The 14,655-nt window shown below is 67.3% G+C and carries 14 protein-coding genes; 12 read left to right on the forward strand and 2 right to left on the reverse strand.

Annotated features, from left to right (window positions below; all coding sequences use genetic code 11):
* The first annotated feature begins 101 nt into the window (after window positions 1-101).
* From HWW87_RS06905 to HWW87_RS06945, 9 genes are all read left to right on the forward strand, one after another.
* Window positions 102-2,474 carry a DNA polymerase III subunit gamma/tau gene (locus HWW87_RS06905; RefSeq protein WP_175819704.1) on the forward strand — a complete coding sequence of 791 codons (2,373 nt, stop codon included), beginning with the start codon at window positions 102-104 and terminating at the stop codon, window positions 2,472-2,474.
* Between the two features lie 95 nt (window positions 2,475-2,569).
* Complete coding sequence (locus tag HWW87_RS06910; protein WP_006482124.1) at window positions 2,570-2,896, forward strand: YbaB/EbfC family nucleoid-associated protein; 327 nt, start codon at window positions 2,570-2,572, stop codon at window positions 2,894-2,896.
* A gap of 31 nt (window positions 2,897-2,927) precedes the next feature.
* Complete coding sequence (gene recR / locus HWW87_RS06915) at window positions 2,928-3,524, forward strand: recombination mediator RecR (protein WP_006478665.1); 597 nt, start codon at window positions 2,928-2,930, stop codon at window positions 3,522-3,524.
* A gap of 51 nt (window positions 3,525-3,575) precedes the next feature.
* Window positions 3,576-4,781, forward strand: coding sequence for a CaiB/BaiF CoA-transferase family protein (locus HWW87_RS06920; RefSeq protein WP_175819705.1), 1,206 nt, complete (start codon window positions 3,576-3,578; stop codon window positions 4,779-4,781).
* 216 nt (window positions 4,782-4,997) lie between these two features.
* Window positions 4,998-5,759 carry a 5'/3'-nucleotidase SurE gene (gene surE / locus HWW87_RS06925; RefSeq protein WP_174433738.1) on the forward strand — a complete coding sequence of 254 codons (762 nt, stop codon included), beginning with the start codon at window positions 4,998-5,000 and terminating at the stop codon, window positions 5,757-5,759.
* Window positions 5,756-6,688, forward strand: coding sequence for a protein-L-isoaspartate(D-aspartate) O-methyltransferase (locus HWW87_RS06930; protein ID WP_175819706.1), 933 nt, complete (start codon window positions 5,756-5,758; stop codon window positions 6,686-6,688). Before surE ends, HWW87_RS06930 begins: the two co-directional genes overlap by 4 nt.
* A 5-nt stretch (window positions 6,689-6,693) precedes the next feature.
* Window positions 6,694-7,584 carry a peptidoglycan DD-metalloendopeptidase family protein gene (locus tag HWW87_RS06935; protein WP_175819707.1) on the forward strand — a complete coding sequence of 297 codons (891 nt, stop codon included), beginning with the start codon at window positions 6,694-6,696 and terminating at the stop codon, window positions 7,582-7,584.
* 11 nt (window positions 7,585-7,595) lie between these two features.
* Window positions 7,596-8,684 (forward strand): RNA polymerase sigma factor RpoS, encoded by a 1,089-nt coding sequence (gene rpoS, locus HWW87_RS06940; RefSeq protein ID WP_175819708.1) that lies wholly within the window; start codon window positions 7,596-7,598, stop codon window positions 8,682-8,684.
* A 3-nt stretch (window positions 8,685-8,687) separates the two neighbouring features.
* Window positions 8,688-9,464, forward strand: a complete 777-nt coding sequence (locus HWW87_RS06945; RefSeq protein WP_175819709.1) for a 3'-5' exonuclease — start codon at window positions 8,688-8,690, stop codon at window positions 9,462-9,464.
* A gap of 30 nt (window positions 9,465-9,494) precedes the next feature.
* Here HWW87_RS06945 and HWW87_RS06950 read toward each other — a convergent pair whose 3' ends face one another.
* Window positions 9,495-10,349: an endonuclease/exonuclease/phosphatase family protein gene (locus HWW87_RS06950; protein ID WP_175819710.1), complete on the reverse strand. Its 855-nt coding sequence runs from the start codon at window positions 10,347-10,349 to the stop codon at window positions 9,495-9,497.
* 327 nt (window positions 10,350-10,676) lie between these two features.
* Between HWW87_RS06950 and rlmD the strand changes: the two genes are divergently transcribed.
* The gene (rlmD, locus tag HWW87_RS06955) at window positions 10,677-11,981 is read left to right on the forward strand and encodes a 23S rRNA (uracil(1939)-C(5))-methyltransferase RlmD (RefSeq protein ID WP_254616752.1); all 1,305 of its coding nucleotides are present in this window, start codon (window positions 10,677-10,679) and stop codon (window positions 11,979-11,981) included.
* A 63-nt stretch (window positions 11,982-12,044) separates the two neighbouring features.
* Here rlmD and HWW87_RS06960 read toward each other — a convergent pair whose 3' ends face one another.
* Window positions 12,045-12,743, reverse strand: coding sequence for a Bax inhibitor-1/YccA family protein (locus HWW87_RS06960; RefSeq protein WP_175819711.1), 699 nt, complete (start codon window positions 12,741-12,743; stop codon window positions 12,045-12,047).
* 249 nt (window positions 12,744-12,992) lie between these two features.
* Between HWW87_RS06960 and ndk the strand changes: the two genes are divergently transcribed.
* Window positions 12,993-13,418, forward strand: coding sequence for a nucleoside-diphosphate kinase (gene ndk / locus HWW87_RS06965; protein WP_174383085.1), 426 nt, complete (start codon window positions 12,993-12,995; stop codon window positions 13,416-13,418).
* 55 nt (window positions 13,419-13,473) lie between these two features.
* Window positions 13,474-14,613: a 23S rRNA (adenine(2503)-C(2))-methyltransferase RlmN gene (rlmN, locus tag HWW87_RS06970; protein ID WP_011549686.1), complete on the forward strand. Its 1,140-nt coding sequence runs from the start codon at window positions 13,474-13,476 to the stop codon at window positions 14,611-14,613.
* Window positions 14,614-14,655 lie beyond the last annotated feature (42 nt).

Below are 14,655 nucleotides of genomic sequence, written 5' to 3' on the forward strand. Positions count from 1 at the left end.
TTTTTTATTTCTGCGTCACACTCCGTTCGACCTGCGCCTTGTCCGTCTTCCGCACCGTTTCGCGTGTCGGCGCGACGCAGCGTTACTGATACAATTTCCCGATGACCTATCAAGTTCTCGCACGCAAGTGGCGTCCGAAGGATTTCGCTTCGCTCGTCGGCCAGGAGCACGTCGTCCGGGCGCTCACGCACGCGCTCGACGGCGGGCGTCTCCATCACGCCTATCTGTTTACCGGAACCCGCGGTGTCGGCAAGACGACGCTGTCGCGGATCTTCGCGAAGGCCCTCAACTGTGAAACCGGCGTCACGTCGCAGCCGTGCGGCGTGTGTCGCGCCTGTCGCGAGATCGACGAGGGCCGTTTCGTCGACTACGTCGAGATGGACGCGGCGAGCAACCGCGGTGTCGACGAGATGGCCGCGCTGCTCGAGCGCGCGGTGTACGCGCCCGTCGATGCGCGCTTCAAGGTCTACATGATCGACGAAGTGCACATGTTGACGAACCACGCGTTCAACGCGATGCTGAAGACGCTCGAGGAGCCGCCGCCGCACGTCAAGTTCATCCTCGCGACCACCGATCCGCAGAAAATCCCCGTCACCGTGCTGTCGCGCTGCCTGCAGTTCAACCTGAAGCAGATGCCGGCCGGCCACATCGTGTCGCATCTCGAGCGGATCCTCGGCGAAGAGCAGATCACGTTCGAGCCGCAGGCGCTGCGCCTGCTCGCGCGCGCCGCGCAGGGCAGCATGCGCGACGCGCTGTCGCTGACCGACCAGGCGATCGCCTATTCGGCGAACGAGGTGACCGAGTCGGCGGTGTCGGGCATGCTCGGCGCGCTCGACCAGACTTACATGGTGCGCCTGCTCGACGCGCTCGCGGCCGGCAACGGCCCGGAAATCCTCGCGATCGCCGACGAGATGTCGCTGCGCAGCCTGTCGTTCTCGACCGCGCTGCAGGATCTCGCGAGCCTGCTGCACCGGATCGCGTGGGCGCAGTTCGCGCCGGGCTCGGTGCTCGACGAATGGCCGGAAGCGGCCGACCTGCGCCGTTTTGCGGAGACGCTGAGCGCCGAACAGGTGCAATTGTTCTATCAGATCGCGACCGTCGGGCGCGCCGAGCTCGGCCTGGCGCCGGACGAATACGCCGGTTTCACGATGACGCTGCTGCGGATGCTCGCGTTCGAGCCGGCCGTTGGCGCCGGCAGTGCGCCGGGCGGCCAGCCGTCCGTGCCGCCGCGTGCGGTGCCGGCCCCGCGCGCGGCCGCAGCGCCGGCCGCCGCTGCGGCGAAGCCGGTATCGGCGGCGCCCGCTGTCGCAGCGCGTCCGCAAGCCGCGGCGGCGCCTGTTGTACCGGTTGTACGTTCGGCGCCGGCGCAGTCCAGCGATGAAGCCGAGCGGCCGACCGCCAGGCCGGCTGCCGTCCAGTCACCGGCAGAGGCAGCAGCACCGGCCCCGGCAGTGGCCGACGCACAAGCTATCGAGCCGCCGCAGCCGGAAACGAAGGCGGCACCCGCAGGCGACATGCCGCCTCCCGCGCGCAAGGAACCTGTGCCGCCTGCCGTTGCCGCCGCGCAGCGAAACGACGAACCGGCTCCGCAGGCCGAACCGGCACCGCGCGCTGCATCGCCCGAGCCGGCCGCCGCGCGTCCGGCGGCGCGCGCAGGCGGCGGTGCCGCCGCCGCGCTCGACGTGCTGCGCAATGCAGGGATGCGCGTGTCGTCGGAGCGCGGGCGCGCAGGCGCTGCAGCGAAGCCGGCGGCGTCCCAGCCGGCCGCCGAGAAGCCGGCCGCGCCGCGTCCGGCCGTCCAGGTGCCGACGCCGCGTGCCGCAGCCCGTGCGCCGCAAGCAGCCGATGCGCGCCAGCCGTCGCCGCCGTGGGAAGACATCCCGCCCGACGACTACGTGCCGCTCAGCGCCGACGAGATGTTCGGCGGTTCCGACGACGGCTTCGTGCCGGTGTTCGACAGCGGTCCCGACGATGTGCGCGTGACGCCGAAGCCGGCGGACGCGCGTCCGGCCGCGCCGATCGACACGCGCCCGTTGCCGCCCGCGATCGCGCTCGATCCGATCGGCTTCGATGGCGAGTGGCCGGCGCTGGCTGCGCGGCTGCCGCTGAAGGGTGTCGCGTACCAGCTTGCGTTCAACAGCGAGCTGACGGCCGTCGATGCGACCGCATTGAAATTGTCCGTGCCGGTGCCGCAGTATGCGGACGCCGCACAGGTGGCGAAGCTGAAGGCCGCATTGGCCGATGCGCTCGGCAAGCCGGTCGAGGTGAGCGTCGAGGTCGGGCCCGCCCGGCGCACCGCGGCGGCGCTCGATGCAGCCGCGCGCGCGGCGCGCCAGCGCGAAGCCGAGCAGGAGATTCACGGCGATCCGTTCGTCCAGCAGCTCGTGCGCGAGTTCGGTGCGCGCATCGTCGACGGATCGGTGCGCCCGCTCGCCGATTCGGCGCCGGACGGCGCGCCGCCGACGCTGCATTGAACTGACCGCCCCGCGACAGGCACAATCACGCCCCGCACACATTGGCCGGCACGCGCCGCGTGCCGGTTTTCACACGATCAAGAAGGAGTATTCCCATGTTGAAAGGCAACCTCGCCGGACTGATGAAGCAAGCGCAGCAAATGCAGGAAAACATGAAGAAGATGCAGGAGCAGCTTGCGCTCATCGAAGTCGAAGGGCAGTCGGGCGCCGGCCTCGTCAAGGTGACGATGACGTGCCGCAACGAAGTGCGCCGCGTGTCGATCGACCCGAGCCTGCTCGCGGACGACAAGGACATGCTCGAGGATCTCGTCGCCGCTGCGTTCAACGACGCGGTGCGCAAGGCCGAAGCAACGTCGCAGGAAAAGATGAGCGGGATGACGTCGGGCCTGCCGCTGCCCCCGGGCTTCAAGCTGCCGTTCTGAGCGCGGCGTCCTTGCCAGTGTTTGCCGCCGTATGAAACAGCCGTCCGCCCTGTCCGCTCTCGTCGAAGCGTTGCGCGTGCTGCCCGGCGTCGGGCCGAAATCCGCGCAGCGCATGGCGGTTCACCTGATGCAGCACGACCGTGAGGGTGCGGAGCGGCTCGGCCGCTCGCTGCTGTTCGCGACCGAGCACCTGCAGCACTGCGAGAAGTGCAACACGTTCACCGAAGCGCAGATCTGCGAGGTCTGCAGCGACGAGGAGCGTGATCCGACGCTGCTGTGCGTCGTCGAGACGCCTGCCGACCAGATCATGCTCGAGCAGACGATGACCTACCGCGGGCTGTATTTCGTGCTGATGGGCCGACTGAGCCCGCTCGACGGAATCGGCCCGAAGGAAATCCATTTCGACCGCCTCGTGCGGCGCGCGTCCGACGGCGTCGTCAAGGAAGTCGTGCTCGCGACCAACTTCACGAACGAAGGCGAAGCCACCGCCCACTACCTTGGCCAGACGCTGAAGGCGCGCGGGCTGGCGGTCACGCGCCTCGCGCGCGGCGTGCCGGTGGGCGGCGAGCTCGAGTACGTTGACGCCGGCACCATCGCCCGCGCGATGCTCGACCGCCGCACGATGTAAGTCGGGCGCCGCCGCCTGCCGGCGGCGCCGTTCCTCATGCCAGGGAGACACATGAGCACCAGCCAGGGCCCGCTCGCGGGCGTCAAAGTGCTCGAATTCGGAACGCTGATCGCGGGGCCGTTCGCGTCGCGGCTGTTCGCCGAATTCGGCGCGGAAGTGATCAAGATCGAGGATCCGAACGGCGGCGACCCGCTGCGCAAGTGGCGCAAGCTCCACCCGGAGCAGGGCGGCACGTCGCTGTGGTGGTCCGTGCAGGCGCGCAACAAGAAATCGGTCACGCTGAACCTGAAGGCCGATGCCGGCAAGGCGATCGCGCGGCAGCTCGCGAGCGAGGCCGACATCGTGATCGAGAACTTCCGTCCGGGCCTGCTCGAAAAGCTCGGGCTCGGCTACGACGTGCTGTCGGCCGACAATCCGGGCCTCGTGATGGTGCGCCTGTCCGGCTACGGGCAGACGGGCCCGTACCGCGACCGGCCCGGCTTCGGCGCGATCGCCGAATCGATGGGCGGGCTGCGCCACATCACCGGCTATCCGGATCTGCCGCCGCCGCGCATCGGCATCTCGATCGGCGATTCGATCGCCGCGCTGCACGGCGTGATCGGCGCGCTGATGGCGCTCCATCACCGCAAGGTCAACGGCGGCGCGGGGCAGGTGGTCGACGTTGCACTGTATGAAGCCGTCTTCAACATGATGGAAAGCGTGGTGCCCGAGTACGGCGTGTACGGGATGGTACGCGAGCGCACCGGCGCGTCGCTGCCGGGCATCGTGCCGTCGAATACGTATGCATGCCGCGACGGCAGCATCGTGATCGGCGGCAACAGCGATCCGATCTTCAAGCGGCTGATGAAGGCGATCGGGCGCGACGACCTGGCCGACGATCCCGCGCTCGCGCAAAACGACGGGCGGGTGCCGCGCACGCAGGAAATCGACGACGCGATCGCCGCGTGGCTCGCGCCGCGCACGATCGACGAGGCGCTCGTCGTGCTCAATGCGGCCGACGTGCCGGCCGGGCGCATCTACAGCGCGGCCGACATGTTCACCGATCCGCAGTTCGTCGCGCGCCAGATGATCCAGCGTTTCAAGCTGGCCGACGGCACCGACATTCCGCTGCCGAACATCACGCCGAAGCTGTCGGACACGCCGGGCGAAACGCGCTGGCTCGGGCCCGAACTGGGCGAGCACACCGACGAGGTGCTGCACGGCCTCGGCTACGACGCGCAGGCGATTGCCGCGCTGCGCGAGGCGGGCGCGATCTGAGTGCACCCGGCCTGGCGCTTCGCGCCGGGCCTTCCGACGAAGGGTTCCCCGAGGAGATTTTCTCCGGGCGGAAAACCCGGCGGCCCGGTGTTTTCCCCGGTGTGCGGAACGACGCCGCGCAATGCGGCGGCGCATCGCGTGCCCATGCGTATACCCGCCCGTCCGCAGCGCCGGACTGTCGCTCTCGCGCCATCTTTCCTCGGTTACAATCGCCGGATGCGAATCCTACTCAGCAACGACGACGGCTATCTCGCCCCCGGTCTCGCCGCGCTCAGCGAAGCGCTGCAGCCGCTGGCCGAGCTTACGGTGATCGCGCCCGAGCAGAACTGCAGCGGCGCGTCGAATTCCCTCACGTTGTCGCGGCCGCTGTCGGTGCAGCGCGCAGCGGGTACGGGTTTCTTCTACGTGAACGGCACGCCGACCGATTCGGTGCACGTCGCGCTGACGGGAATGGCCGACGCGAGGCCGGATATCGTTGTGTCCGGCATCAACAACGGCCAGAACATGGGTGAAGACACGCTCTATTCGGGGACAGTTGCGGCCGCCACCGAAGGCATCATGTTCGGTGTGCCGGCCATCGCGTTCTCGCTGGTCGACAAGGGCTGGGCCCATCTGGCCGACGCCGCGCGCGTCGCCGCGGAAATCGTCGCGCACTACCTCGCGCATCCGCTGCCCGGCCAGCCGCTGCTGAACGTCAATATTCCGAACCTGCCGTACGACCAACTGAAGGGCTGGAAGGTCACGCGCCTCGGCAAGCGTCATCCGTCGCAGCCGGTGATTCGCCAGACCGACCCGCGCGGTGAGCCGATCTACTGGATCGGCGCCGCGGGCGAGGCGCTGGACGCCAGCGAGGGTACCGATTTCCACGCCGTCGCAAACGGTTTCGTGTCGATCACGCCGCTGCAGCTCGATCTCACGCATACGCAGATGCTGCCCGCGACGCGCGAATGGGCGCGCGCCGGAGGGCGGGCTTCATGAGCGGCGAGCGCGCGAAGCGGTTCCCGCTCGCGCTCGAAGATCTCAAGCGAGCGCCACGCAAATCGGAAGGTCGGGCCGGTGAACGCCAGGCGGCGGGCGCGATCTCGAAGGCCACCGACAAACCCGCAACCGTGCTGAAACCGGTTGCGGTGAAGCCGGCCGCCGTACGGGCGCCGCTGCCGGGTATCGCCGCCGCGAAGCCGGCGACCGCACCGAAGCCGACCGCGCTGAAGCCTGCGCTGCCGAAGCCGGCAGCGCCGAGCATCGCGCCGGCCGGCGCGTTCGCGCTCACGTCGGAACGTGTGCGCGAGCGGATGGTCGAACGCCTGCGCGCGAACGGGGTAACCGATGCGCGCGTGCTGGACGCGATGGCCGCGGTGCCGCGCCACCTGTTCGTGGATCCGGGGCTCGCGACGCAGGCCTACGAGGATTCGGCGTTGCCGATCGGCCACCAGCAGACCATTTCAAAGCCGTCGGTCGTCGCGCGCATGATCGAGCTCGCGATGGCCGGCCGCACGCTCGAGCGCGTGCTCGAGATCGGCACCGGTTGCGGCTATCAGGCCGCCGTGCTGAGCCACGTGGCACGCGACGTGTATTCGATTGAACGCATCAAGCCGCTTTACGAGCGCGCGAAGCTGAACCTGCGGCCGCTGCGCGTGCCGAACATCCGTCTGCACTACGGCGACGGGCGTGTCGGCCTGCCGTCCGCGGCCCCGTTCGACGCGATCGTGATCGCGGCGGCGGGGCTCGACGTGCCGCAGGCGCTGCTCGAGCAGCTCGCGATCGGCGGGCGGCTCGTCGCGCCGGTCGGCGCGCAGAGCGGGCAGCACCAGGTGCTCACGCTCGTCGAGCGCGTCGCGCACGCGCAATGGCGAGAGTCCCGGCTTGATCGCGTTTTCTTTGTCCCTTTAAAATCCGGAGTGATTTGAAACCGATGAGTATGTTGCGCGCGATGCAAAACAACCGATCCAGGGAACCGCTCACGCTCGCCCAGCGCGCGATCTGTGTGGCTGCGTTCTCCACGCTACTGGCCGCCTGTGCGACGCGGCTCGACAACGCGCCCGTCGTCGACCGCTCCGGCACGCTCGGCACGACCGCTGCCGCACAACCGGCGGTGCCGCTCGGCCCGCCGCCGCCTGGCTTCTACCGTGTGAAACCGGGCGACACGCTGTACCGGATCGCACTCGAGAACGGGCAGAACTATCGCGACATCGCGTCGTGGAACAATCTGACCAACCCGAACCAGATCGAAGTCGACCAGCTGCTGCGCGTGGCGCCGCCGGGCGGCGCCGCGGTCGCGGGCGCGCCGGCCACCGCGCCGATCGCCGGTGGTGCGGTCGCGACCGCACCGCTGAGCAGCGGTCCGGCCACGCCGGCCGCGGGCACGTCGTCCGCGCTCGCCGCCACGCCGCCGGCTGCGGCAAGCGGATCGAGCGATACGGCGGCCGCGCCGAGCGGCCCCGTGACGTTCGCGTGGCCCGCGCGCGGCCCCGTGCTGAACGGGTTCGACGATGCGAAGAACAAGGGTGTCAATATCGGCGGGACGGCCGGCGAGGCCGTGAAGGCGGCGGCCGACGGCCGCGTCGTTTACTCCGGCAACGGTCTGCGTGGCTACGGCAACCTCATTATCATCAAACACGATGCAACTTACCTCACGGCGTATGCACACAATCGCGCTTTGATGGTAAAAGAGGGGGACGCGGTAACGAAGGGGCAGAAGATCGCCGAGATGGGTAACAGCGATGCCGACCGCGTGATGCTGCATTTCGAGGTTCGCCGGCAGGGTAAGCCTGTCGATCCGCTGAAGTATTTGCCGCCTCAATAACCGAGACGACCATGCCGAAATCGAAGCGCCACGAGCCGCAAGCCGAGTCTGAGAAGATCAGTCGTGCCACGCAAGCATCGGTGGGGCGAGTGGGTGCTTCGACGGACGACGAGGACGACGTCGCGGAAAACGATCGTGATCTCGAGGCACGCGACACCGAGGCCGAGGGTGGCGACGACGAGCGCGAAGGCCGCCAGGAAGCAGCGCCCGACGTCGACGATTTCCGCACGCTGCTGCAGGCCGAGCTCACGGCCGATACGATCCAGCATTACCTGAACCGCATCAGCGTGAAGCCGCTGCTGACCGTCGAGGAAGAGCAGCGCTATTCGCGCCTGGCGAAGGCCGGCGAATTCGAGGCGCGGCAGGTGATGATCGAGCGCAACCTGCGTCTCGTCGTCAGTATCGCGAAGGGGTACCTGAACCGCGGCGTGCCGCTGCTCGACCTGATCGAGGAAGGCAATCTCGGCCTGATGCACGCGATCGAGAAATTCGACCCGACGCGTGGTTTCCGTTTCTCGACCTACGCAACGTGGTGGATCCGGCAGAGCATCGAGCGGGCGATCATGAACCAGGCCCGCACGGTGCGCCTGCCCGTGCACGTGATCCGCGAACTGAACCAGGTGCTGCGCGCGAAGCGCCACCTCGAAAAGAATTCGATGTCGACGGGCGAGGCGGCCGAACGCCGCGAAGCCAGCATCGACGACATCGCCTATCTCACCGGCAAGACCGCCGAGGAAGTCACCGATATCCTCGCGCTCAACGAACACACGGCGTCGCTCGACGCGCCGCTCGACCTCGATCCCGCGAGCAGCCTGCTCGACCTGCTGCCCGACGACCAGAGCCAGTCGCCCGACGCCGAGGTGCAGCACCGCGAGCTCGAAACGCTGACGCGCGCGTGGCTGTCGCGGCTGTCTGACAAGCACCGGCACGTGATCGAGCGCCGCTTCGGCCTGAACCACATCGAACCGGCGACGCTCGAGGAGCTCGCCGACGAGATGGGGCTCACGCGCGAGCGCGTGCGGCAGATCCAGCAGGAAGCGCTGGTGCGCCTCAAGCGGTTCTTCGCCTCCAACGGCGTGCGCAAGGACGCCGTTCTGTAACCAATGACTCCGATTCTTGTTTTTGACATCGAGACGATTCCCGATGTCGACGGCATTCGCCGTCTGGAAGACCTGCCCGCGACGCTCGACGATGCCGCGGTGGCCGAACACGCGTTCGCCGCGCGCCGCGAGAAGACCGGCAGCGATTTCCTGCCGCACCACCTGCAGCGGATCGCGGCGATCTCGTGCGTGTTCCGCGACAACAACGGTTTTCGCGTGCGCTCGCTCGGGACACCGCAGGACGACGAAGCCACGCTGATCCAGTCGTTCTACCGCGTGATCGAGAAATACACGCCGCAGCTCGTATCGTGGAACGGCGGCGGTTTCGATCTGCCGGTGCTGCATTACCGCGCGCTCGTGCACGGCATTCCCGCCACCCGCTACTGGGATCTCGGCGAGGACGACCGCGAATTCAAGTGGAACAACTACATCGCGCGCTATCACTCGCGGCATACCGACCTGATGGATGTGCTCGCGATGTATCAGGCGCGCGCGAACGCGCCGCTCGACGCGCTGGCGAAGCTGTGCGGCTTTCCGGGCAAGCTCGGGATGGACGGCAGCCAGGTATGGCCGGCGTTCCAGGACGGGCGGATCGACGAAATCCGCAACTATTGCGAAACCGACGTCGTCAACACGTACCTGCTGTATTGCCGGTTCCAGTTGATGCGCGGCGGCCTGACGCCGAGCGAGTACGCGGACGAGATCCTGATCGTGAAGAACGCGCTTGCGCAGGAACCGGCGCCGCACTGGGTCGAATACCTGGCCGGCTTCGCCGCGTAGCGCGGGCGGCCTGCGCGGCAACCGGCGCGATCAGGCCAGTTCCAGCAGCACCGGCTGGTGATCGGACGCGCGTACGTCGCCGTCGATCTCGCAGCGGACGACGCGTGGCAACAGCGTGTCGGTCACGAACACGAAATCGCACGCGAGCGGCCCCTCCGACCATTGCACCGTATCGTAGACGCCGGCCGTCGGCGGCGGCGTACGGCCGGGATGCCGTGCGACCCATGCGTCGACGAAACTCGGCGCGTCGGCCATCGGCTCCAGGAAACGCCGGTACGCGTCGCTGCCGAATGCGCTGTTGAAATCGCCGCAGACGATCGCATCGCGCGGTTGTCCGGTCGCGCTGAACGGCCCCTCGGCGGTTTCGGCGGGAGCGGGTTGTTCCGCGTGCGCGCAGGCTTCGCGATGCCGGTCGCGCAGCGCGTCGACCTGCGCAAGCCGCTGGCGCGCCGAGTAATATTCCAGATGCGTGGTAACCACGCGCAACGCCCCGAAGGGCGCCTGCAACTCGATGTCGAGCGCGACGCGCGGCATCGACGGCGCGCCGGCGTCGGCCGGCCACGGCAGCGATTGGCGCAGCACGCGCCCGACCGGCAGCCGCGTCGCGATCGCGTTGCCGAACTGGCGGCGCGGTGCCTCCGGCCGGATCGCCGGCAGGTCGGCGCCGATGGCGTCGACGATCGTATAGCCGGGCAGCAGCGCCGCGAGTTCAGCGAACTGGTCGGTGCGTGGCCGGCCGGGCAGTGCGTCGAAGCCGCGTGTGACCTCCTGCAGGCACAGCACGTCGAAATCGCCGAGCCGGCGGATGGCCGCGACGGTACGGGAGAGATCGACGACGCCGTCCGCGTCTCGACCCCATTGGATGTTCCAGTCGATCAATCGCATGGTCGAATCTCCTGAGATTCTTTCCGGCGAGCACAACCCGTGCCGCCGGTCGGCCGTGCGCGGTGCGTTGCATCCGTGCCGGCGGCGCGGTGGCGGGGTATCTGTCTGCGGACCATTCTCGCGCCGCGCAGCGCGCCATGCACATCGGCATCGACGCTTGCGCGACGAAAGCGGGCGACGGGGGCCTTCGTCGTCTACAATCTCGCCTTCTTCAACGTTTGTCAGGAAAAGCTGGTGTCCGAAGCCGTCCCCACTTCTGCGCGCAAATCGAAAAACGCGCCCGTCGCGCCCGGGCCCGCCCCGGTTCTCGAGATCGAATCGCTCGACATGGAAGCGCGCGGTGTCGGCCGCACGATGACCGAGGACGGTCAGCCGGGCAAGGTGATCTTCGTCGAAGGCGCGCTGCCGGGCGAGCGCGTGACCTATTCGAGCTATCGCCGCAAGCCGAGCTACGAGCAGGCGACGGTCGTCGACATTCTGCGCCCGAGCGTGATGCGCACGCAGCCGAAATGCAAATTCTTCGGCACCTGCGGCGGCTGCTCGATGCAGCATCTCGACATGCGCGCGCAGGTGGCGGTCAAGCAGCGCGTGCTCGAAGACAACCTGTGGCACCTGGCGAAGCTGCGCGCGGAAACGATGTTCGCGCCGATCCACGGTCCGTCGTGGGGCTATCGCTACCGGGCGCGCCTGACCGTGCGCAACGTCGCGAAGAAGGGCGGCGTGCTGGTCGGGTTCCACGAGAAGAAGAGCAGCTATGTCGCCGACATGACGAGCTGCGAAGTGCTGCCGCCGCACGTGTCGGCAATGCTCGTGCCGCTGCGCCGGCTCGTCGAGGGGCTGTCGATTCGCGACCGGATGCCGCAGATCGAACTCGCGGTCGGCTCGGCCGTCACGGCGCTCGTGCTGCGGGTGCTGGAGCCGATCAACGCGGACGACGAAGCGCTGCTGCGCGCGTTCGCGGACGAGCACAACGTGCAGTTCTGGCTGCAGCCGAAGGGGCCGGACACGGTGACGCCGTTCTATCCGCTCGACGTATCGCTCGATTACACGCTGCCGGAATTCGGCATCCGCATGCCGTTCAAGCCGACCGACTTCACGCAGGTCAACCATCAGATCAACCGCGTGCTGGTGGGGCGTGCGCTGCGCCTGCTCGCGCCGTCGCGCGACGATCGCGTGCTCGACCTGTTCTGCGGGATCGGCAACTTCACGCTGCCGCTCGCGCGGCTGTCGCGCGAAGTGATGGGCATCGAGGGCAGCGACACGCTGACCACGCGCGCGCTGGCGAACGCACGCGAGAATGGTGTCGACGGCCACACGACGTTCGCGTGCCGGAACCTGTTCGAAGTGACGGGCGACGACCTCCGTGCGCTCGGCGCATTCGACAAGTTCCTGATCGACCCGCCGCGCGAAGGCGCGCTCGCGGTGTCGAAGGCGCTGGCCGAGATCGCGCAGAGCGGCGAAGGCCCGCTGCCGAAGCGCATCGTCTACGTGTCGTGCAACCCGTCGACGCTCGCGCGCGATGCGGGCCTGCTCGTGCACGAGGCCGGCTACCGGCTGAAGGGCGCCGGGGTCGTGAACATGTTCCCGAATACGTCGCACGTCGAATCGATCGCGCTGTTCGAGCGCGACTGAGCCGGGTGGCGGACGTAAAAAAACCGGCCCGCGGGCCGGTTTCTTCATGGTGCGCAGCGAACGTCAGTTGCGGTTGCCGCCGAAGATGCCGAGCAGCGCGAGCAGGTTCGTGAACACGTTGTACAGGTCGAGGTAGATCGCGAGCGTGGCCGAGATGTAGTTCGTCTCGCCGCCGTTCACGACGCGCTGGACGTCGAACAGCATGTAGGCCGAGAAGATCGCGATCGCGAGCACCGACACGGTGAGCATCAGTGCCGGCAGTTGCAGGAAGATGTTCGCGACCGACGCGAGCAGGATCACGATCACGCCCATGAACAGCCACTTGCCGAGCCCGGAGAAGTCGCGCTTGCTGACGGTGGCGACCGTCGCCATCGTGGCGAAGATGATGCCGGTGCCGCCGAACGCGAGCATGATCAGCGACGGCCCGTTCGAGAAGCCGAGGATGAAGCTCAGCAGCCGCGACAGCATCAGGCCCATGAAGAACGTGAAGCCGAGCAGCACGAACACGCCGGCCGCGCTGTTTTTGGTCCGCTCGATCGCGAACATGAAGCCGAACGCGATCGCGAAGAACGCGAGCAGGCTCATCATCGGGCTCGTGGCCGCGAACAGCGAGAAGCCCGTCGCGACGCCGACCCAGGCGCCCAGCACGGTCGGCACCATCGACAGCGCGAGCAGCCAGTACGTGTTCCGCAGCACGCGGTTGCGAATCTCGGCGGTGCTGACGGAACCGCCGCGGCCGAAATTGTACGGATAGTCGTTCATGGTTTCTCCTAACATTGAACGCGTGGGCGTCCGGGGCCGGTTCGGCGCGCGCGATGTGCGGCGCAGCAAACCGGGGCAGCTATGGCTAAGATACGTTCCGTGCCGCGAGGTTTCAATGGCTCGGCGGAACAAAACATATGGATTCTGAACCTTTCATTCGTGTAAGGGTTCAATCGCAATGATACACGGGATCGTGCTACAATAGCGGATTCATTTGAACCTGTAACTTCTTAATTTTTTGGAGTTTTTATGGCAATCGAGCGCACCCTGTCGATCATCAAGCCGGATGCGGTGGCAAAGAACGTGATCGGCCAGATCTACAGCCGTTTCGAAGGCGCCGGCCTGAAGATCGTCGCATCGCGCATGGCACACCTGTCGCGTGCAGACGCAGAGAAGTTCTACGCAGTTCACGCAGCGCGTCCGTTCTTCAAGGATCTCGTCGATTTCATGATCTCGGGCCCGGTGATGATCCAGGTTCTGGAAGGTGAAGGCGCGATCCTGAAGAACCGCGACCTGATGGGCGCGACGGATCCGAAGAAGGCGGAACAGGGCACGATCCGCGCCGACTTCGCCGACAGCATCGACGCGAACGCCGTGCACGGCTCGGACGCTGCGGAAACGGCAGCGGTCGAAATCGCGTTCTTCTTCCCGGAAATGAACGTTTACTCGCGTTAAGCCCTGGCTGACAGCAAGTAGGCAGGATTCAGCGCACGCGGCAAGGCAGCACATCATGACGAGCGAAACTTCCGTCAATCTTCTCGACTTCGACGCCGAGGGTCTTGTCGCGTACTGCGGCAGCCTGGGCGAGAAGCCGTTCCGCGCCAAGCAGTTGCAGCGCTGGATCCACCAGTACAACGCCGGCGATTTCGACGGCATGACCGATCTCGCGAAGTCCCTGAGGGAAAAACTCAAGGGCCGCGCATCGATCGTGATGCCGGATATCGCCAGCGATCACGTTTCCACCGACGGCACGCGCAAGTGGCTGATCGACGTCGGAAACGGCAATGCGGTCGAAACCGTGTTCATCCCGGAAGAGACGCGCGGCACGCTGTGCGTGTCGTCGCAGGCCGGGTGCGCGGTGAACTGCCGCTTCTGCTCGACGGGCAAGCAGGGCTTCTCCCGCAACCTGTCGACCGCCGAAATCATCGGCCAGCTCCGCATGGCCGAATTTGCATTGCGAGCGTCGCTGGGCCGCGCGCCCGGCCCGAACGGCAAGGCCGAACGGGTCGTCACCAACGTGGTGATGATGGGCATGGGCGAGCCGCTCCTGAATTACAGCGCGGTCGTGCCCGCGATGCGGCTGATGCTCGACGACAACGCGTACGGCCTGTCGCGCCGTCGCGTCACGCTGTCGACGTCCGGCGTGGTGCCGATGATGGACCGCCTCGGCGCCGAGTTGCCGGTCGCGCTGGCCGTTTCGCTGCATGCACCGAACGATGCGCTGCGCGACGAGCTGGTGCCGCTCAACAAGAAGTATCCGCTTCGCGAGCTGATGGCTGCGTGCCAGCGTTATCTGAAAGTCGCGCCGCGCGACTTCATTACTTTCGAATACTGCATGCTCGACGGCGTCAACGACACCGAAGCGCATGCGCGCGAACTGCTGGCCGTCACGCGCGACGTGCCGTGCAAGTTCAACCTGATCCCGTTCAATCCGTTTCCGGAATCGGGCCTCATCCGCTCGAAGCCGGAGCAGATCAAGCGCTTCGCGCAGGTCCTCATCGACGCGGGTGTCGTCACCACCGTGCGCAAGACGCGCGGCGACGACATCGACGCCGCGTGCGGGCAACTGGCCGGCGCGGTGAAGGATCGTACGCGCCTCGCGGAACGAACGGGCGCAGCAGGAAAAATCATCGAAGTTCGGGCAGTTTGACGGGGGCACCTGGCCGGGGTGCCCGAACCCTTTGGCGGTGCA

It is taken from the genome of Burkholderia sp. BCC0419 (genome assembly GCF_902830285.1).
In the GTDB taxonomy this organism is placed as follows: domain Bacteria; phylum Pseudomonadota; class Gammaproteobacteria; order Burkholderiales; family Burkholderiaceae; genus Burkholderia.

Coding starts and splice junctions, on each gene's coding strand:
- HWW87_RS06905 (WP_175819704.1), top strand. CDS start 102: ATGACCTATCAAGTTCTCGCACGCAAGTGGCGTCCGAAGGATTTCGCT.
- HWW87_RS06935 (WP_175819707.1), top strand. CDS start 6,694: ATGAGTATGTTGCGCGCGATGCAAAACAACCGATCCAGGGAACCGCTC.
- HWW87_RS06950 (WP_175819710.1), bottom strand. CDS start 10,349: ATGCGATTGATCGACTGGAACATCCAATGGGGTCGAGACGCGGACGGC.
- surE (WP_174433738.1), top strand. CDS start 4,998: ATGCGAATCCTACTCAGCAACGACGACGGCTATCTCGCCCCCGGTCTC.
- HWW87_RS06960 (WP_175819711.1), bottom strand. CDS start 12,743: ATGAACGACTATCCGTACAATTTCGGCCGCGGCGGTTCCGTCAGCACC.
- HWW87_RS06920 (WP_175819705.1), top strand. CDS start 3,576: ATGAGCACCAGCCAGGGCCCGCTCGCGGGCGTCAAAGTGCTCGAATTC.
- recR (WP_006478665.1), top strand. CDS start 2,928: ATGAAACAGCCGTCCGCCCTGTCCGCTCTCGTCGAAGCGTTGCGCGTG.
- HWW87_RS06930 (WP_175819706.1), top strand. CDS start 5,756: ATGAGCGGCGAGCGCGCGAAGCGGTTCCCGCTCGCGCTCGAAGATCTC.
- HWW87_RS06945 (WP_175819709.1), top strand. CDS start 8,688: ATGACTCCGATTCTTGTTTTTGACATCGAGACGATTCCCGATGTCGAC.
- HWW87_RS06910 (WP_006482124.1), top strand. CDS start 2,570: ATGTTGAAAGGCAACCTCGCCGGACTGATGAAGCAAGCGCAGCAAATG.
- rpoS (WP_175819708.1), top strand. CDS start 7,596: ATGCCGAAATCGAAGCGCCACGAGCCGCAAGCCGAGTCTGAGAAGATC.
- ndk (WP_174383085.1), top strand. CDS start 12,993: ATGGCAATCGAGCGCACCCTGTCGATCATCAAGCCGGATGCGGTGGCA.
- rlmD (WP_254616752.1), top strand. CDS start 10,677: ATGGAAGCGCGCGGTGTCGGCCGCACGATGACCGAGGACGGTCAGCCG.
- rlmN (WP_011549686.1), top strand. CDS start 13,474: ATGACGAGCGAAACTTCCGTCAATCTTCTCGACTTCGACGCCGAGGGT.